This is a genomic window from Amycolatopsis sp. cmx-4-61, assembly GCF_046548775.1.
GTDB lineage: Bacteria > Actinomycetota > Actinomycetes > Mycobacteriales > Pseudonocardiaceae > Amycolatopsis.
The window spans coordinates 14,303-32,685 of sequence record NZ_JAEBEI010000019.1 but is presented as its reverse complement, the minus strand read 5'-3'; the positions used below and the strand labels follow the sequence as shown (position 1 = coordinate 32,685).

Genomic DNA, 18,383 nt, shown 5'->3' with positions numbered 1-18,383 from the left:
TTCTCAGGTTACGGAGACCAGGGCATTCACGTGCCCGCACGCACTTATGAGCACTTTCGCTGAACTCGGCCTGCCGACTCCCCTCGTGGCCGCACTGGCCGGCCAGGGCGTCACCGAGCCGTTCCCGATCCAGGCGGCGACCCTGCCGCACACCCTCGCCGGACGCGACGTGCTGGGGCGCGGCCGCACCGGCTCCGGCAAGACGTACGGCTTCGTGCTGCCCGTGCTGGCCCGCCTCGCCGCGGGCCCGACGCGGCGCAAGCCCGGCCGTCCCCGCGCGCTCATCCTGGCGCCGACGCGGGAGCTGGCGACGCAGATCGAGGCGTCGATCCTGCCCCTGGCCAAGCCGCTGGGCCTTCGCGTGACGACCATCTTCGGTGGCGTTTCGGCGAACCCGCAGATCACGCGCCTGCGTGACGGCGTGGACATCGTCGTCGCCTGCCCCGGCCGGCTCGCCGACCACATGCGCTCGGGCCACGTGAAGCTCGACGCCATCGAGATCACCGTGCTGGACGAGGCCGACCACATGGCCGACCTGGGCTTCCTGCCCGAGGTCCGGCGGATCATGGACGCGACGCCGTCGCGCGGGCAGCGGATGCTGTTCTCCGCGACCTTGGACAACGGCGTCGACGTGCTGGTCAAGCGCTTCATGAACGACCCGATCACGCACAGCGTCGATTCCGCGCAGTCGCCGGTGGCGACGATGGAGCACCACGTGCTGCACCTGGAGGAGACCCACCGGCTGCCGGTGCTGGTCGACCTGACGGCGGCGCCGGGCCGCACGCTGGTGTTCACGCGGACGAAGAGCCGCGCGAAGGCACTGACGCGCAAGCTGGTGGCCTCGGGCGTCCCGGCGGTGGAACTGCACGGCAACTTGGGCCAGAACGCCCGGACGCGCAACCTCGAGGCGTTCTCGTCGGGAACTGCGCGCACCTTGGTGGCCACCGACATCGCGGCGCGCGGCATCCACGTCGACGACGTGCGGCTGGTCATCCACGCGGACCCGCCGGTGGAGCACAAGGCGTACCTGCACCGTTCGGGCCGCACGGCTCGCGCGGGGGCGTCGGGCACGGTGGTGACACTGATGACGGACGCGCAGGTCCGCGACGTCCGCGACCTGACGCGCAAGGCGGGCATCAAGCCGACGACGACCCAGCTGGGCCCGGGTCACCCGCTGCTGGCGGAGCTGGCCCCGGGCGAGCGGACGTTCTCGAAGGCCCCGGCGGTGGACAACCGCCCGAAGAAGATTTCCGCCACGGGTGCGGCACCGGCCGGCGGCCGCGGCCGCCGGAGTGGCGCGCCGAAGGAGAACCGCGGCGGCCAGCGTGCGCGGGCGGGCTCGAAGGAGCAGCAGCCGCGTTCGTCCGACGCGGGGCGCGGAGGTGCCCCCGGGGCCAAGCGCCGATCGGGCAGCGCGGCGAAGACAGGTCATGCGGGAGCATCGGCGACGGGCGGTCGCCGCAGCGGCGGCGCGGCGGCGTTTTCGGCCGGGACTCGGGCCGGGGCACGTCGGCCTCGTTGATCAGGAGTGGAAGGACGACGCGGCCGTCATGACTCGGCCGCGTCGTCCGTTCCGGCCAGCATGCTCGAAACAGTCGGATGCCCGGGTCAGGAAGCTGTGGCGTCCCGGGATTGACCACCACACCGCGAAACCGGTGGACAGCCACTGCCCCGGCAGCCGCCGAGGCCGGACCGGTGATGTCCGCGGTGCTCGGCTTGCCTGAGCGAGCCCGGAATTCCGCTGCGGGCCATCGCCACCGGGTGGGACCCGCGGACCTCGCCAGCTGAGAGCGGGTCCAGCCCGAGGTGGGCAGGCTCGGACGTAACAGCCTGAGCGGTGTGGCAATGCCACCAGAAACGAAGCCAGGGCAGCCCCCGCCCTGTCCCGGGGGGCGTCCCCTGGTCCAGTCTACCGCCGCTGACCTGCAAAAACGGGTGCTCGCGAAATCTGTGGACAACCAAACCCATTGTGGATAACTAGGCGCGCCCCACCGGCACCGGATGGGCCAGGATCTGTCCCGTCCGCTCCGCCGCCGCACCCACTCCGTCGAGGCCGCGCCACTCCTGGACCACCACGTACAACGTGTCCTCGCTCAGCGCGCACGCGAAGCACCCGCGGTCGAACGTCAGCGTCTCCAGCACCTCGCCCCCTTCGCGGACCCGTGTGCACGACCGATGCGGTACGTCCGACACCCACACCGCACCCGACGCGTCGAGCGCGATGCCGTCCGGTACTCCGTCGCCGAGGTCTGCCCAGGTGCGACGGTCCGTCAACCCGCCGTCCCGGCCGATCGAGAACGCCGTCAGGCGGTTCGCGTACGACTCGGCCACGATCAGCGTCGACCCGTCCGGGGTCAGGGCCATGCCGTTGCCGAACGCGATGTCCTCCGCCACCCGGCGGACCGAGCCGTCCGGGTCCGCGTACCGGATCGATCCCGGCCGGTAGGGCTCTCCCGCCATCAGGTCGAAGCCGCCGCCGTTGACGTAGCAGCCGCCGGCCGCGGTCACCACCAGCTCGTTGAAGCCGGTGCCGCCCAGGTCGGCGTGGGTCGTCAAGCCGGACTCGGCCAGGTGCAGCAGGAGACCGTCCGACGAAGACACGATCAGGGGCCGGCCGTCGAGGAAGTCGAAACACATCGGCATCGTCGGGAAGTCCGCGCGGAACACCACCTCGCGCTCACCCGCCGGGGTGACCGCCACGATCTCGTGGGCCAGCCAGTCGGCGAACCAGAGCCGGCCGTCGTGCCAGCGCGGGGATTCGCCGAACGCCACTCCCTCGAGCAACACCGCCGCCATCACCGCCACGCTCCCAGCACGACCGCCACCACCGCGATCTTCACCAGCCAGTCGCCTGCGTGCAACGCCGCCAACGGAACCGGGACCCGTTCGTGCAGCACCGAGCCCGCCAGGATCACCACCGGGAACCCCGCCCACACCACCAGCGCCAGGCCGAGGGCGCCGGCCACTCCGGCCACGCCGACGGCCCTCGCCAGCAGCGCGAACGCCGCCACCAGCACGACCGTCCGCGCGAACTCCGCGCCCATCCGCCACGGTGACGGCCGGGCCGCCGCGCCCGCCGGGCTGAGCCGGGCCCAGACCGGCCCGAAGCCCGTGTACCAGGCCGCGCTCACCGCGAACGCCACCACTGACGTCACCAGTACCGCGATCACCATCGCTCGCTCCTCCGTTCGGTGCAACTGAACGAGACGTCGAGGCCGGGACAACGGCTTCGACATCCGGAGCGGAAAACTTCCTAGAGCGACGACGTCAGCCCGCGGGCCCGCAGCACCGCGCGCTCCAGCGGGCGGAACACCAGCAGTTCGATCCCCACGCCGACCAGCAGGATCAGGAAGATCGCCGCGATCACCGTCTCCATACTGTTGAACGACGATCCCTGGTTCAGGTACGCGCCCAGGCCGGTGCCCAGCTGCGGGGACAGTGCGATCAGTTCCGCCGCCATGAGCGAGCGCCACGAGAACGCCCAGCCCTGCTTCAGCCCGGCGAGGAACCCGGGCAACGCCGCCGGCAGCAGGATGTGGCGGGCCGACGACAGCCGGTTCGCCCCCATCACCTGGCCGACCCGCGGGAGGATCGGCGGGATCTGGTCGATCCCCGACACGAGGCCGTTCGCGATCGACGGGACCGAGCCGAGCAGCACGACGAAGTAGATGGCCGCGTCGTTGATCCCGAACCACAGGATCGCCGCCGGCACCCACGCCACCGACGGGAGGCTCTGCAGGCCGGTCAGCAGCGGGCCGATCGCCGCCCGCACCACGCGGACCTTCGCCACGACCAGACCGAGCGGGGTGCCGATGAGCACGCCGGCGAAGAAGCCGAGGGCGGCGCGGTGCACCGACGTCCAGACGAAGCCGAACACCTGGCCGTCGACGACGATGCCCCAGAACTCGCCCCACACCGCGGCCGGTGAAGGGAGCTGCGACTCCGGCCAGAACGCGGCGGCCCAGAGGACCTGCCAGATGACGACCAGCAGGACCAGCGCCCCCACCGGGGGGAGGAAACCCCAGGCGAACCGCTTCCAGAAGCCGGGACGGCGTTCGCCGACCGGGGCGTCGAGCGAATCCAGTCCGGCGCCGACCGCATCCAGTTCGGCCTCGGCGGACCGGTCAAGCTGCGGCATGGGTGCTGATCACCTCGCGCAGGTGTCCGGTGATTTCCTCGGTCAGTTCCTCGGCGTCGGCCAGCGGCACGTCCGCCCATTCGCGCACGACCCGGCCGGGCCGCGACGACAGCAGCACCACGCGCTGACCGAGCCGGACCGCCTCGCGCACGTCGTGCGTCACGAACAGCACCGACGTGCCCGTGCTGCGGTAGACGCGCAGCAGCTCACCCTGGAGGACGTCGCGGGTGATGGCGTCGAGCGCGGCGAACGGCTCGTCCATCAGCAGCAGCGCCTGCTCCGGGTCACCGCCGACGCGCAGTGTCGCGGCCAGTGCCCGCGCCAGTGCCACGCGCTGCCGCATGCCGCCGGACAACTCGTGTGGGCGCTTGCCGCCCGCGCCGTTCAACCGGACCAGTTCCAGCAGCTCGGCGGCCTTTTCCCGACGCTCGGCCCGGCCGAACCCGGCCAGCCGCAGCGGCAGCTCGACGTTGCGCGCCGCGGTCAGCCACGGCATCAGCGCGGCCTCCTGGAACATGACCGCCGGCCGGGACGTGTTCAGCGTGATCTCCCCCGCCGACGGCGCGTCCAGCCCGGCGACCAGGTTCAGCAGCGTGCTCTTGCCGCAGCCGGACGCGCCGAGCAGGCAGACGAACTCGCCGGGCGCGACCGTCAGGTTCACGCCGTCGAGGGCGACGACCGCGCGGCCGGCCGTGCCGAACGTCTTGCGCACGCCGTCGAGACGGACCGCCGTGGCGCCGGTGAAACTGGTGCGGCCGGTCGGGAGGGTCGTGGTCATCGCTGGCTGCCTCTCCGGATCACTCACTTTTTTCGGGGGTTCCGGGTCGCGGACCCCCGGTTTCACTTGGTCAGTTCGGGAGCGTCGACGGCGGGCAGGTTCTTGGCCTTCAGCACCTCGTTCAGCGGGCCGAAGTCGGCGAAGCCCTTCAGCGCCACGGCCGACTTCACCACGCCTGCCGTCACCGAGTCCTGCGCGAGCTGCGGGAATTCGGCGGCGACGGGGTCGGTGGTCAGCTCGATGCCGGAGAAGGCGCGGTCCAGGACCGCTGCGCTGAGGGTACTGCCGGCCAGTTCCTTGAGCGCGCCGTTGACCACGGTCTTCGCGTCCGCCGGGTTGCCCTTGGCCCAGTCGATCGCGGCCAGCTCGCCCTTGAGGATCGCGCGGACGGTGTCCGGGTGCTGCTGCAGGAACTCACTGCGCACGATGACGACAGTGGTCGGGAACCGGCCGCCCGGCCACAGTGTCTTCTCGTCGACCAGGACCTTCGCGCCGGCGTCGAGGACCAGCCTGGACGCCCACGGCTCGGGCAGCCAGCCGCCGTCGACCTCACCCTTCTTGAAGGCGTCGAGCGTCTTCGGGTTGTCGAGGTTGGTGATCTTGACCTGGCCGGTCAGTTGCTTGCCGGCGAGGAACTTCTTGAGCGCGACGTCCTGGGTGTTGGCCAGCTGCGGCGTGGCGATGTTCTTGCCCTTGAGCCCCTCGATGCTCGTGATGTCCGGTTTGACGACCAGTTGCGCACCACCCGAGACGGCGCCGGAGATCAGCTGGATCGCGCCCTTCGACTTGGTGAAGGCGTTGATCGCCGGGCCGGAGCCGAGGAAGGCGACGTCGAGGGAGCCGCCGAGCAGGGCGTTGACCTCTTCGGGGCCGGCGTTGAAGGTCTGGGTGGTGAGCTTGGTCGAGCCGAGCTCGTTCTTGAAGAAGTCCTTCTTGACACCGATCAGCGCGGGGGCGTGGGTGACGTTCGGGAAGAACCCGACCCGGACCTCGCCGGCGGCACCTTGGTTCGCGGCGGGGGCGGTGGTGCTGTCGGCGCGCGAACAGCCGGCGAGCGCGCCCACGACGGTCAGGGCGGCCAGCGCCGAGGCCAGGAGTCTTCGAGGGGTGCGCACGTCAGCATCGCCTTTCGTCGGTGTCGGGGGCGAGGTTCGCACGGTCACCCACTCAGGCGCATAGCCATCCGCATCCCGGGAATCCCGGTGAGATTTCTTGACATCGGCCGCCGCGGCCCTTAGAGCCCCGCGCAGAAAGTCGCCGGCGCGGGCAACCGCTCGCGTCACCCGGACGTGGTACAGGATGACCACGGATTCGGGAGGAAGACATGACGAGCAGGGGCCAGGGAGCCGTCGGCGTCCGCGTGGCGCTGGTCGTGCTGTTCATCGGGCTGGGCCAGGCGTCGTTCGAGTGGCTCCGGTCACTGGGCATGGACGCGCTGACGAGCGCGGTGGTGTGGGCGATCCCGGTGGTGACCGCCGCGACGGTGACGCTGGTGCTGTGGGTGGCGTCGGATCGGGCGTTCACGCTGCGCAACTGGCTGCCGGTGGCGATCTCCATCCCGGTGTACATCGGCGGGGTGTTCGGCTTGGCGACGGCTACGGCGAGTCTGGTGGCGTCGATCGTGAGCGGGGTCGGGCTCGGGATCGCGGTCGTGGTGGTTTTGGGAATGGTGCGGTCGCGGCGGCGGGTCGAGGTACAGCGGTAGACGGTTGTCCACAGGCGGTCGGGTGATGGGGAGAGCTCGGCCGTGGGGAGGGCGTTTTCGGGGTTTCGTCGGGGGCGGCCGGTAGGCTGGACTTGGGGACGCCCCCCTGGGAGTGGCGGGGGCTGCTTGAGGGCGGGGGCTGCTTGAGGGCGGGGGCTGCACCGCCCCCCAACCCCCGCCGGGCACCCCCAACGGAGGGTGATCTCACCGCAGGTCAGTGGCGCAGTAGGAGCGACACGTCGCCGAACTCGTGCCACAAATACCTCTCCGCCACCGCCGCCTCGTACGCCTGCTGGACCACCTCCGCGCCCGCCACCGCCTCCAGCAACAGCAGGTGCGATGCCTCCGGTGCGTGCAGGCCCGTGACGATCCCGTCCACCACCCGGGCCGGGCGCTCGGGCCCCAGCACCAGCTCCGTCCAGCCCTCGGCCGCTCGCACCGACCCGTCCGGAGCCGCCGACTCCAGTGCACGGGCCGCCGTTGTGCCCACCGCTATCACGCGTCCTCCGCGGGCGCGGACCCACGCCGCCAGTGCCGCCGTTGTCGGGGGTACCCGGTACCTCTCCGCCTGGGGTGGCTCGGCCGCCTCCGGTGAGGACACTCCCGTGTGCAGCACCAGCGGGGCGAACAACACCCCCTCCGTCACCAAGCGCGTCACCAGTTCCGCGGTGAACGGCCGGGCCGCCGAGGGCATCTCCGCGCTTCCCGGCTCGCGGGCGAACACCGTCTGGTAGTCCGCCAGCGGCCACGCCCGCGGGACGTACCCGTACCGGATCGGGCGGCCCGCCTCGGTCAGGAGCGCACGGACCTCCACCGACACCGCCGCCCGCCACAGCCGGGGCTCGCCCGGGGCCATCGGGGCCATCGGGGCCAACAGCGTCAACGACGCCTCCCCGGCCAGTGAAACGCGCTCGCCCGGGTAGCCGTCGAGCAACGGGCCACCCGGTGCGCGCAGTTCCACGACCCACGAGCCGTCGTCGAGTTCCGTGGCGAAGTGGACGACGATCGGGCGCCCCGATCGCCGGCCGTCGACCGCCGCCGGGAGCGTGCCCGAGGTGTTCACCACCAGCAGGTCTCCGGGGCGCAGGTGCTCGGCCAGGCTCGTGAACCGCGTGTGGTGGACGCCCTCGGGCGACGCGACCAGCAGGCGGACCTGGTCCCGCGCCAGGCCGCGGGCCTCCGGTGGGGCCGACGCCGACAGGTCGGCGGGCAGGTCGAACCGCACGTTCATGCCGGCACCAGCAGGTCGGCCGCGCGGTAGCGGCCACTCGGCGGGCGTTCGTCGAGCAGCCGCAGGAACGCCGGGACGGCCGTCTCCGGCAGCGGCCGGTCCGAGATGTCCTCGCCCGGGAACGCGCGCTGGTGCATCGCCGTGCGCAGGTCCCCCGGGTCGATCGCGTACACGGACAGGTCGGGGTGTTCCACGCCCAGGACGGCGGTCAGCTGATCGAGGGCCGCCTTCGCGGAGCCGTAGCCGCCCCAGCCTTCGTACGCCTCGACGGCGGCGTCAGAACTGATGTTCATCACGACGCCCCGCGAGGCGGTCAGGGCGGGCACCAAAAGCTGTGTCAGGGCAAGGGGGGCGAAGACGTTGACCCGGTAGACGTCCTGCAAATCCGCCAAGGGATACCGCGCGAGCGGCGGCAGCGGGCTGACGCCCAGGGAACTCGCGTTGTTGACGAGCAGGTCGAGCGAGGGACGCGCCAGTGCGGCGCGGTGCGCCGGGTCGGTGACGTCGCCGGGGACGGCCGTGAAGCCGGCCTCGCGCGCCGCGGCTGCCAGCGCGGCCGCGTCACGGCCGGTGCCGATGACCGTCCACTTGCGACGCACGAGGGCCGTCGCCAGCGCGCGGCCCAGTCCGGCGGAGGCGCCGGTGATGAGTGCGGTGGGCATGGTTCCTCCTTCGAGGGGTACCACACCATCGTGAAACCTCTACATTACTTGAGGTCAACGCGCCCGCGCAGCAACGAATACGCTGCCAGCGAAACGACGAGGCCGACGTAGTACGCGAGGTCCGCACCGTGCAGCGCCGCCGCGACCGGTCCGGTGTAGAGGGTCGTGTTCATGAACGGCACCGCGGCCGCGAACCCCACGACGAACGCCACCACCGCCGCCCACGGACGCACGGAAACCGACGTCAGGACGTCCACGCTCCGGCCGCGGCGGGTGCGCGCGAGCCAGTCCGGGACGACCACGCCGAGGAACGGCGGGATCCAGTACGAGACGAACAGCAGCACGTTCTGGAACTTCGCCGAGAGGTCGCCGCTGTGCATCCAGAGGATCAGCGCGAACGCGAGCACCGTGACCAGAACCGCCGACACCGGGCGCCGCAGCCGGACGCCGACCGTCTGCAGGGCGAGCGAGCCGCTGTAGTCGTTCATCGCGTTCGACGACACCGCCGCCAACGCGATCACGGCCAGCGCCAGCGCGCCCAGGATCCCGCCGCCGAGCAGGGCCGCGACGCCCTTCGCCGTCTGGTCGCCCAGCGAGGACCCCAGCGCGAGCCCGAGCCCTTCGCCGATCGCGTACGACGCGACGAGGCCGAGCAACGTCGCCCGGAAGATGCTGCGGGACGACGTCGAAGCGGGCAGGTAGCGGCTGAAGTCCGACGCGTAGGGCGCCCACGAGATCGCCAGCGACAGGGTCACCGTCGTGAACAGGACGACGCCGCCGGCCAGATCGGCCCCCGAGGCCGTGTCGGCCGTGGCGATCGGGTGTCCGGAAAGGACCTTCACGGCCAGCGCGGCGAACGCGAGCACCAGCAGCACGCTCATCACCGCCTGCACGCGGTGGATCAGCGCGTAGCCGAACACGCCGAGCGTGCACTGCAGCACCAGCACGATCAGCACCGCGGCCCAGAACGGCAGCCCGGTCAGCTCCGCGAGGGCGTCGCCGCCGAACAGGCCGACCAGCGCGTCCCAGGCGATCGAGCCGAGCCACTGCACCAGGCCGGGCAGCACGACGCCGCCGCCGAACGGCAGCCGGGCCAGTGGCAGCTGGCCGGTGCCGGTGCGCGGGCCCCACGTCGACAGGTACGCCACCGGCAGCGAGCCGAGCACCGTGCCGACGAGCATCGCCACCAGGCCGGTCCAGAACCCGAGGCCGTACGACGCCGCGAGGGTGCCGGTGAACACCGCCGTCATGGTCAGGTTCGGGGCGAACCACACGCTGAACAGCCGCCACGGGCGCCCGAACCGGTTGCCCGGCGGCACCGGCGCGATGCCGTGCGTTTCGATCGCCAGGTCCCCGCCGCCGGCGGGCATCCGGCCGCCAAAGACCTCGGCGTCCAGGCCGTTTCCGCTCATGTCCTGCCTCTCGTCGCCCATCACCCTAAAGCGCGGCCGCGTGGGGTAACGAGACGACCCGAACGGACTAATCACGACGACGAGGTGTGGCAGGACAGCCGCTCGGTCGACGCGCTCGCCGCGGCCTGGTGGCGGCGATCCGGCCGCCGGCCGACCGCGTCCCGATGGCGGTGGCGCTGACGGCCGCCTCGACGCGGCGGTTCAGGCGACGCCTGCTTCGTGACGACGAACGCACCGAAGCACGGTGCCCGCCGTCATCCCCTGGATGCCGAAAAAGCAGTGACGGGCACCCGCGCGACCCGGAACGGCCGTGCGGGTGCCCGTCACTGAACGGGAACTAGACGAGCAGCAGGAACAGCAGCCCGTTCGGGGTGCCGAGGCCGGTCACGTCGTCGTAGCCCGGGGTGGTGTGGATGGTCAGGCCCTGGTAGTCCAGCGTCCGGACCGAGTGGAGCAGGCCGTCCGAGGCGTCGACCGAGTTGGCGTAGTCGACGCGGGCCACCGCGGCGTCCACGTGCTTCACGTCGGAGATCGCCGGCGTGCGGGACGTCAGCTTGTAGATCACCGGGTTGATGAAGCCGTGGTGGAAGTGGTCGAAGCTGTCGGCCACCGCCATGATGCCGGCGAACACCGGCGACGCGAGGCTCGTGCCGCCGATCCGGTACTGGTCGTAGTAGACGCCGTCCGGGAAGGTCTGCGTCTGGCCGACCAGGAAGCCGGTGTTCGGGTCGCCGACCGCGGAGATGTCCGGGACCACGCGGCCCTTGTTGTCGCCGGTCTGGTTCTTCTTCGCCAGCGCGTCCGGCACGACACCCTTCTGGTAGAAGGGCTGCGGGAACAGCCGGCTCGTGCCGCCACCGGAACCGCTGGTGTACTTGGCCGGGCCCCAGACGCCGTCGGTCAGCGTCGACTTGCTGGTCTCCCAGCCGGTCTCGAAGATCTTCTTGCCGTCCTTGCCGATGGCGATGGACGTGCCGCCGACCGCGGTGATCCACGGCGCCGAGGCGGAGAAGTCCGGCGACGGCGTGCCGAGGCGCGCGACCTCGTCACCGTTGTCGCCCGAGGAGAAGTAGACGCCGATGCCCTCGAGGACCGCCTGCAGCGAGATCTGGTTGAACACCTTGACCTCGTCGGCCGGGATGTCCTCGCCGGTGTCGCCGTAGGAGTTCGAGACGATGTCGGCCTTGTGGCCGGCGACCACGTAGTTCAGGGCCACGTCGAGGGCGTTGTCCTCGCAGGACTCGCCGCCGACGTACAGGATGTCGGCACCCGGCGCGAGACCGTGGGCGGCCTCGACGTCGAGGGTCTCCTCGCCGTACCAGCCCGCCGCGTCGCACTGGTCCGGCGGCTCGAGGACCGGGTTCGCCGGGAAGACGTGCTGCTTGAACTGGCTCGGCTTCAGCGGGTGCTGCGGGTCGTTCTTCTTCGCGTAGGTGCTCGCGTCGGAGTAGATGGTCGGCGAGGCGAACGCGTCCACGATGGCGATCGTGGTGCCCTTGCCGTCGGCGCCGACCTTGTCGATGCCGTAGGCCGAGCGCAGCTGCGCCGGGGTGTAGCCGCACGGGGCGTACGGCAGCTGCTTGCCGTTGTAGGCGGGATCGGTGGTGTCGATCTTCTCGCCGTAGTAGGCGCTGCACGGCCGGGCGTTGCGGAAGCCGGGGCCGGGCGCGACGTCGGACGGCGTGCCCGAGCCGGTCGCGTGGTCCGGCTTGAACAGGTTGGTGGCCTGGTCGACGCCGACGACGCCGAGCACGTCACCGGCCAGGTTCGCCGGCACCGACAGGTTCTTGTCGGCGGCGCGCAGCGTCTGGCCCTTGACCCGGTACTTGGCGAGGTCGACGGCGAACGCCTGCTCCGTCTGGGCGGCGGTGCCGGTGGCTTCGACGTAGGCGCGGTTCGACGGGATCTCGCCGATGCTGAAGCCGTTGCCGGTCAGCCACGCCTTGACCGCGTTCACCGTGGCGTCACTGGCGGCGAAGCGGTCGCGCACCTGGTCGGGGCTGAGGTACTGCCGGTAGGTCTTGCTGTCCGGGTCGGACACGGCCTGGGCCAGCGCCTCGGCACCGGCGTTGTCGCGCTGGTTCAGGTAGACCCGGAAGCTCAGCTTCGCGGCGGGAGCCGTGTCGGCGACCTTCGCCTGCGCGTTCGCCCACAAGGGGTGCGACTGCGGGATGTCCTGACGCCCCTGCGCGGACGCCGTCGCCGGCAGGGCGCCGGTCAGGCCACCCACCACCGCGAGCGAAAGGAGCAGGGTGGAGCTTCTTCGCACAGAAATCTCCCTCTTCGAAACGGCCCTGGAAACGGGCCTGAGAACACCGGCTGAGACTAGATCGGTGTTCCGCTCGCGGGGAAGTGCTTGCGGAACCGTTATCTCGCCGGGAATTCCCGGCGCGTGAAGCGTGGTACGGAAATCCGATTTGTCGCGACTAAGATGCGAGGAATGGCATTCTATGCGCGGTTGGTCCGGTTCGTGGCGGTATCACGGACCACGCGCCACGGGCGCGCGCCACCTACTAAAGTCGGTTGCTCCGTCCACTCGGGACAGTCGGGCGGTGACGGTACTTCGGCCGTCACCCCCGGGTCGCCAGCCGCCGGTCCACCTCCGCCGGGGCGAACACCGCGTCCACCACCATCGCCACCGCTCCGCCCAGCGCCATTCCCTCGCCGCGGCCGCCGATTTCCACCCGCAGGTTCTGCGTCGCCCTCGGCAGGGCGCCGCGGTAGAGCACCTCGCGGACGCCCGCCACGAAGTGCGGCTCGGCCAGGTCGCCGGCGATCACCACCACCCCGGGGTTGACCACGCACACCAGGGTGGCGAGCACCGCCCCCACCTGGCGGCCGGCCACCTCGGCGAGCCGGACCGCGGCCGGCTCGCCTGCGGTGATGCGGTCGCGCACGCCCGAACCCGACGCCGTCGGCAGGCCCAGTTCCGTCAGCTTCGCCGCCAGCGCGCCACCGCCCGCGACGGCCGCCAGGCAGCCGTGCGAACCGCACAGGCAGCGCGCCTCCGGGTGTTCCGGCAGGCGGATGTGGCCGATGTCGCCCGCGCCGCCGTCGATGCCGCGGTACACCTCGCCGCCGAGGACCAGGCCGGCGCCGATCCCGGTGGACACCTTCACCACCACCAGCGCGGCCGAGTCCGGGTACCGCGCGCGGTGCTCGCCCAGCGCCATCAGGTTCGCGTCGTTGTCGACCAGCACCGGCGCACCGAAGCGCGCGCCGAGGTGGGCGTCGATCGGGTAGCCGTCCCAGCCGGGCATGATCGGCGGCTGCGTCACGCGGGCGCGGCCGGGTTCCACCGGGCCCGGCACCGAAACCCCCACGCCGCACACCGGCCGGCCGGCCTCGGCCCGCAGCGCCTCGAACCACTCCGCGATCCGGTCGAGCACGGGTTCCGGGCCGTCGGCGACCCGCAGGGCACCGGCTCGGCGCGCGAGCACCCGCCCCGCCAGGTCGGTGACGACCGCCTCGGCGTGCGTCGTGTCGATGCTCGCGGCGAGGACGACGGCGTGCTCGTCGTCGAAGCGCAGCTGCCGTGCCGGACGGCCGCCGGTGGAGTCCTCCTGGCCGCCCTCGGCGAGCAGGCCCGCCTTCTGGAGCTGATCCAAGCGAGCGGTCAGCGTCGAGCGCGACAGCCCGCTGCGCACCTGGAGCGCCTTCCGCGTGCTCGCCTCACCCGTCCGGACCAGCTGCAACAGCTCTCCGGCGCTGGCCATCCCACAGCCCCCTTCGGACTTTTGTCCATTGACAAGACACAAGTCGGAGATAGATTGGACATATGAACGTAACACGGGAGCGGGCTGCGGCTGTCCTGGCGGGCAACTGGCTCGGCGCGTCCACCGTGCCCTCGCGGGGGCTTTACCCGCACCAGTGGAGCTGGGACTCCGCGTTCATCGCCTTCGGCCTGCGCCACCTCTCGCCCGGGCGCGCCCGGCGCGAGTTGCGGACACTGTTCGCCGCGCAGTGGCCCGACGGGCGCGTCCCGCACATCGTGTTCGACCCCGCGACACCGCCCGAGGCGTACTTCCCGGGGCCGTCCTTCTGGCACGCCGGGCGCACGTCGGGCCTGGTCCAGCCGCCGGTGCACGCCCGCGCCGCGCTCGCGGTGCACAAGGCCGACCCCGATCGGGAGTTCCTCGCCACGCTGTACCCCAAGCTCGTGGCCTGGCACGACTACCTGCGCACTTGCCGCGACGCGGGCGGTCGGGGGCTGGTGGCGATCGTGCACCCGTGGGAGTCGGGCATGGACAACAGCCCGGCCTGGGACGAGGCGCTGGCCCACGTCCCGCTCGCCACCGGGTTCGTCCGCCGCGACCTGCAGCACGGCGAAGCCGGCGACCGGCCGAGCGACGACGACTACGGCCGGTACGTCCGGCTCGCCGCCGCGTACCGCGACAGTGGTTACACCGCCGCCGGGGACTTCGTCGTGGAAGACCCCGGCTTCAACGCCCTGCTGGCCGACGCCGAACTGGCCATGGCCGAGATCGCGGAGGAACTCGGGCTGCCGGCGGCCGGCCACCGCGAGGCCGCGGCACGCGTCGAGAAGGCATTGGAGGAGACGCTGTGGGACAGCGCCGCCGGCTTCTTCTTCGCCCGCGACGTCCGCACCGGCTCGCTGATCCGCGAGCACACGTGCGCGGGCCTGCTGCCGCTGGTGCTGCCGGACCTGGCGGTCGCCCCTGCCCTGCTGGCGACCGCGACCGGCCCGCGCTTCCGGCTCGGCCGGGTGCACGGCGTGCCGAGCTACGACCTGACCGCGCCGGGCTTCGACGCGGGCCGCTACTGGCGCGGGCCGTCGTGGTCCAACGTCGGCTGGCTGGTGCGTCAGGGCCTGCTGCGCCACGGCGAGCACGCGCTCGCCGCGAGCTTGGGCGAAGACCTCGTCGAAACGGCCGTGCGGACCGGTTTCGCCGAGTACGCCGATCCGCTGACCGGAGCCGGGCACGGCACCCGCTCGTTCAGCTGGACCGCGGCCCTGACCCTGGATCTGCTGTCCGAGGGGAACTGTGACAACCGGGGCTTCGCCCCGGAGCCCCCGAGCGGCAGCTGACGGGTCGCCCGGCCGCATCGGGGGCGGCCGGGCGACCCCGCTCAGCCCGCCGCGGTCGCGTAGTCCGAGCCGACCCAGGTTTCGTCGATCCGCAGCCGCTTGTAGCGCGCGCTGTCGCTCGACGCCGCATACGTGCTCGTCACCTGGAGGCGCACGTACCGGGCCGTCACCGCGGAAAGGTCGACGAACTGGACGCCGCGGTGGCTCGGCAGTGTCCCGGACTTCACCGCAGTGCCCCAATTGTTCCCGTCACTCGACACGAACACCTTGTACGCCTTGATCCGCGCCGACTGCTCGGTGTCCGACCGGGCGTAACCGACGGAGTCCTCGCGCTGGTTGATCCCGAGGTACTGCACCTTCTTCGCCGTCCCGAGGTCGTAGTCGAGGTCGACCGGCAGTGTCCTGTTGTTGTCGAAGTAGGTGAGGTAGTCGCCGTCGCCCGCGAGCTGTCCACTGTGGCCCTCGGCCGACGCGCTCGCCTCGAGCGTCACGGTCTTCGGGTCGTAGGTTCCGGTGCGGCCCGCCGTCTCGACCTTGAACACCGTGTCGTAGGGGTCCCAGCCGGAGAGCCCGCTCAGGGTCAGGCTGCCGCCACCCTGGGCGAACGCGATCGCGGCGCCGGTGCGCAGGTTCGTGACGCGGCGGACGCGGTAGCCGTTGTCGCGGATCTTCAGCGTCGACGTCGACGGCTTGGTCAGGACGTGCACGTACTGCGTGTCACCCTTGATGGTGAGGACGCCGTGGGCGCCGTCGTTCCAGAAGCCCGGTTGCATACCGCCGTACATGTACCCGGCGCCCTGGGTGCCGCTGAGGGACTCCCGGATCGCGTCCAGGTAGCCGTCCGCGAAGTTGTTGAACGCCTCCTGGTTGGCCGGGAACTTGCCGTTCACCATCGCCGTCTCGGCCATCAGGGACTTGATCGACGAGCCGGAGTTCGCGATGAGCCGCCCGAGGTTGAGCATCCTGTTCACCGGCGGGTTCGAGCCGCCGTACCACCACGCTCCGGTGTCCGGCAGCTTGAAGCAGGCTTCGGTGAGCCGGGGCATTGCCGTGTACGTCGCCTGCGGGTAGTCGTACGACGGTGTCATGCCGGTCTTCTGCTCGTTGCTGATCGTGTCCATGATCGGCGTGTCTTCGTTGTTGTTGCTCAGCAGGTAGTCCGGCCGCTGCCGGTAGATCTGCCTGTACAGGTCGTGGGACTCCCAGTAGGCGTTGTCGTTGTCGATCCAGAAGCCACCGAGGTCGGGGTAGTTCTTCATGACCTCGAAGAAGTTGTCGTAGCTGAACTGGCCGAAGCCGTCCTGGGTGTCGAGGTCGACGGTCTTGCCCTTGTACTTCGAGTAGCCGGCCGAGTCGAGCCATTCGTGGCCGCCCTCGTCGTGCCACTGGGCGTCGTTGGTCATGTAGAGGATGACCTTGAGCCCGCGGGCTTTCGCCGCGGCGACCAGCTCGCCGAGGAAGTCCCGCTTGGTGGCGCAGCTGCCCGGGATCTTCGACGGCCAGGCCCGCGAGTAGCCCAGGCGGCTGTGGAAGGACGCGAGCACGAGGTAGGACGCGTGGAGCTTCTCGGCTTCGGTGACCCAGTAGCCGGGACTCCACCCGCCGTCGGTGATCGCCTTTTCCCAGGCGCTACAACTGGTGTAGCCGGGTGACGTGCGCATGCCCCAGTGCAGGAACAGTCCCGCCTGGCTGTCGCGCAGCCACTGCTGCGAGGGTTTCTGCAGATCGGCCGAAGCCGGCGCGGCGATGAGCCCGGACACCGCCAGGGCCGCCGCGCACGCGACGAGCAGCCGGCGGAGGAACCTGTCTGCCATGAACGACCTCCAGTGGTCTGGCCCACTGGGTGGTGTACTCCTGCCGGCGACGAGCGGTCAAGGCTTCAGATCCGACCTTTTCGCGGAGTTTCGCTGGCCGGTACATTTCCACGTCGGCCGATCGGATTAAATATCTGACATATGACACGAGAGATCCGATCTCTCTTGACTCGGCGTCCCGGAGGCGAGTAGATGTTTCCCCGGAAGCGCTTTCGCTTCGAGACCACCGCTCCGGCGACACGGGCAGCACGCCGCGCCCCCCAGAGCTGGTCGGGATGCCGACGGACGGCGGATCGGCATCCCGGCCACCCTTCCACCGCGTCGCGGGGCCAGCGCACGAAAGGGACGACTGATGTCCGAACACCCCCTTCGCCCGACCCGGCGCGCGGTCCTGGCCGGCACGCTCGGCGCCCTGGGCGCACTCGCCGCGGCGGGGCCCCTCGCCCGGGCGGCGGACCGGCTGCCCCCCATCGGCGGCGCGGCGCCGCCGGCGGACTGGTCCCGCGCGGTGATCGACTCGACGATGCGGCGCTACCCGCCCGACAAGATCGGCGGCTGGGGCTACACCCTGGGCCTGTACCTCTACGGGCAGTACCTGTTCTACAGGCGCACCGGCGAAAAGAAGTACCTCGACTACATCATCGCGTGGTACGACCGCTTCGTCACCGACAGCGGCATTTCGAACAGCTTCGGCAATCTGGACTCGATGCGCTCGTGCCAGATGCTGCCGCTGCTGTACGCCGAGACGGGCCGCAAGAAGTACAGGACGGCCGCCGACCAGTTGCGCAGAAGGTTTCCCTCCTACCCCCGGACGTCCGACGGCGGCATGTTCCACGCCACCGGCAAGGTCGGTCAGTTGTGGGGCGACGGCGTCTACATGGCCCAGCCGTTCCTCGCGCTGTACGGCGCCACGTTCGGCGACGGGGACTACTGCCTCGACGAGGCGGCGAAGAACATCGCCGTGTACTTCGGCCACTTGCGCGAACCGGCGAAGGGCCTGCTGTACCACGCCTACGACGAGGACGGCTCCGAGTCGTGGGCGTCCGGGGCCGGGCACCACTCGAAGTACCACTGGGCGCGCGCGATCGGCTGGTTCGGCATGGCGACCGTCGACATCCTCGAGGTGCTGCCGGCGAACCACCCGCGGCGGCCCGCGCTGGTCGACGTCGTCAAGTTCCTGGCCGCGGGTTACCAGCGCTACCAGGACGCGCCGACGGGCCGCTGGTACCAGGTGGTCGACCGCGGCGGCGACGCGAAGAACTGGCTCGAGACGTCGGCGTCGTCGATGTACACGTTCACGCTGGCCCGCGGCGTCCAGCGCGGTTACCTGCCGGCCTCCTACCAGGCGGTGGCCGACCGCGGGTACGCCGGTGTTCTGAAGAAGGTGTCGGTCGGTTCGGACGGCCTGACGAACATCACCGACATCTGCGAAGGCACCAACGTCGGCGACCTGTCCTACTACTACGGCCGATCCCGCAGGACCAACGACTTCCACGGCCTCGGCGCGTTCCTGATCATGAACGAGCAGTACGCGCACTGACCTCGAGGCGCGCCGCAGAAGGGGCCCCGGCCGACCGGCCGGGGCCCCCTTCG

15 protein-coding genes are annotated in these 18,383 nt (G+C 71.1%); 4 read left to right on the top strand and 11 right to left on the bottom strand.

Going from position 1 to position 18,383, the window contains the following annotated elements; translation table 11 throughout:
• Window positions 1–46: 46 nt before the first annotated feature.
• On the top strand, window positions 47–1,522 hold the full coding sequence (locus ACLJOU_RS37250) for a DEAD/DEAH box helicase (RefSeq protein ID WP_410573984.1): 1,476 nt from the start codon (window positions 47–49) through the stop codon (window positions 1,520–1,522).
• A gap of 455 nt (window positions 1,523–1,977) precedes the next feature.
• Here ACLJOU_RS37250 and ACLJOU_RS37245 read toward each other — a convergent pair whose 3' ends face one another.
• From ACLJOU_RS37245 to ACLJOU_RS37225, 5 genes are all read right to left on the bottom strand, one after another.
• Window positions 1,978–2,796, bottom strand: a complete 819-nt coding sequence (locus ACLJOU_RS37245; protein WP_410573983.1) for an SMP-30/gluconolactonase/LRE family protein — start codon at window positions 2,794–2,796, stop codon at window positions 1,978–1,980.
• Window positions 2,796–3,173 carry a DUF1761 domain-containing protein gene (locus tag ACLJOU_RS37240; RefSeq protein ID WP_410573982.1) on the bottom strand — a complete coding sequence of 126 codons (378 nt, stop codon included), beginning with the start codon at window positions 3,171–3,173 and terminating at the stop codon, window positions 2,796–2,798. Before ACLJOU_RS37240 ends, ACLJOU_RS37245 begins: the two co-directional genes overlap by 1 nt.
• Window positions 3,174–3,253: 80 nt before the next feature.
• Window positions 3,254–4,138, bottom strand: a complete 885-nt coding sequence (locus ACLJOU_RS37235; protein WP_410573981.1) for an ABC transporter permease — start codon at window positions 4,136–4,138, stop codon at window positions 3,254–3,256.
• Complete coding sequence (locus ACLJOU_RS37230) at window positions 4,125–4,916, bottom strand: ABC transporter ATP-binding protein (protein ID WP_410573980.1); 792 nt, start codon at window positions 4,914–4,916, stop codon at window positions 4,125–4,127. The genes ACLJOU_RS37235 and ACLJOU_RS37230 overlap by 14 nt, the downstream gene beginning before the upstream one ends.
• Window positions 4,917–4,978: 62 nt before the next feature.
• Complete coding sequence (locus ACLJOU_RS37225) at window positions 4,979–6,031, bottom strand: ABC transporter substrate-binding protein (protein WP_410573979.1); 1,053 nt, start codon at window positions 6,029–6,031, stop codon at window positions 4,979–4,981.
• Window positions 6,032–6,240: 209 nt separating this feature from the next.
• On the opposite strand from ACLJOU_RS37225, the gene ACLJOU_RS37220 reads away from it, so the two are divergent.
• On the top strand, window positions 6,241–6,621 hold the full coding sequence (locus ACLJOU_RS37220; RefSeq protein ID WP_410573978.1) for a hypothetical protein: 381 nt from the start codon (window positions 6,241–6,243) through the stop codon (window positions 6,619–6,621).
• A gap of 214 nt (window positions 6,622–6,835) precedes the next feature.
• Here the strand turns inward: ACLJOU_RS37220 and ACLJOU_RS37215 are convergent, their stop codons facing one another.
• The 5 genes from ACLJOU_RS37215 to ACLJOU_RS37195 form a co-directional block, all read right to left on the bottom strand.
• Window positions 6,836–7,852 carry an S-adenosylmethionine:tRNA ribosyltransferase-isomerase gene (locus ACLJOU_RS37215; RefSeq protein ID WP_410573977.1) on the bottom strand — a complete coding sequence of 339 codons (1,017 nt, stop codon included), beginning with the start codon at window positions 7,850–7,852 and terminating at the stop codon, window positions 6,836–6,838.
• The gene (locus ACLJOU_RS37210) at window positions 7,849–8,514 is read right to left on the bottom strand and encodes an SDR family NAD(P)-dependent oxidoreductase (RefSeq protein ID WP_410573976.1); all 666 of its coding nucleotides are present in this window, start codon (window positions 8,512–8,514) and stop codon (window positions 7,849–7,851) included. Before ACLJOU_RS37210 ends, ACLJOU_RS37215 begins: the two co-directional genes overlap by 4 nt.
• Window positions 8,515–8,558: 44 nt before the next feature.
• On the bottom strand, window positions 8,559–9,926 hold the full coding sequence (locus ACLJOU_RS37205; protein WP_410574134.1) for a purine-cytosine permease family protein: 1,368 nt from the start codon (window positions 9,924–9,926) through the stop codon (window positions 8,559–8,561).
• A gap of 337 nt (window positions 9,927–10,263) precedes the next feature.
• Window positions 10,264–12,195: a protease pro-enzyme activation domain-containing protein gene (locus ACLJOU_RS37200; protein WP_410573975.1), complete on the bottom strand. Its 1,932-nt coding sequence runs from the start codon at window positions 12,193–12,195 to the stop codon at window positions 10,264–10,266.
• A 301-nt stretch (window positions 12,196–12,496) separates the two neighbouring features.
• Entirely contained in the window at window positions 12,497–13,642 is a 1,146-nt protein-coding gene (locus tag ACLJOU_RS37195; protein WP_410573974.1) for an ROK family protein, read from the bottom strand.
• Window positions 13,643–13,704: 62 nt separating this feature from the next.
• Here ACLJOU_RS37195 and ACLJOU_RS37190 point away from each other — a divergent pair, with 62 nt between their 5' ends.
• Window positions 13,705–14,976, top strand: coding sequence for an amylo-alpha-1,6-glucosidase (locus ACLJOU_RS37190; RefSeq protein ID WP_410573973.1), 1,272 nt, complete (start codon window positions 13,705–13,707; stop codon window positions 14,974–14,976).
• A 41-nt stretch (window positions 14,977–15,017) separates the two neighbouring features.
• Here the strand turns inward: ACLJOU_RS37190 and ACLJOU_RS37185 are convergent, their stop codons facing one another.
• Window positions 15,018–16,790 (bottom strand): alpha-L-fucosidase, encoded by a 1,773-nt coding sequence (locus ACLJOU_RS37185; protein WP_410573972.1) that lies wholly within the window; start codon window positions 16,788–16,790, stop codon window positions 15,018–15,020.
• 352 nt (window positions 16,791–17,142) lie between these two features.
• Between ACLJOU_RS37185 and ACLJOU_RS37180 the strand changes: the two genes are divergently transcribed.
• Window positions 17,143–18,330 (top strand): glycoside hydrolase family 105 protein, encoded by a 1,188-nt coding sequence (locus tag ACLJOU_RS37180; RefSeq protein ID WP_410573971.1) that lies wholly within the window; start codon window positions 17,143–17,145, stop codon window positions 18,328–18,330.
• Window positions 18,331–18,383 lie beyond the last annotated feature (53 nt).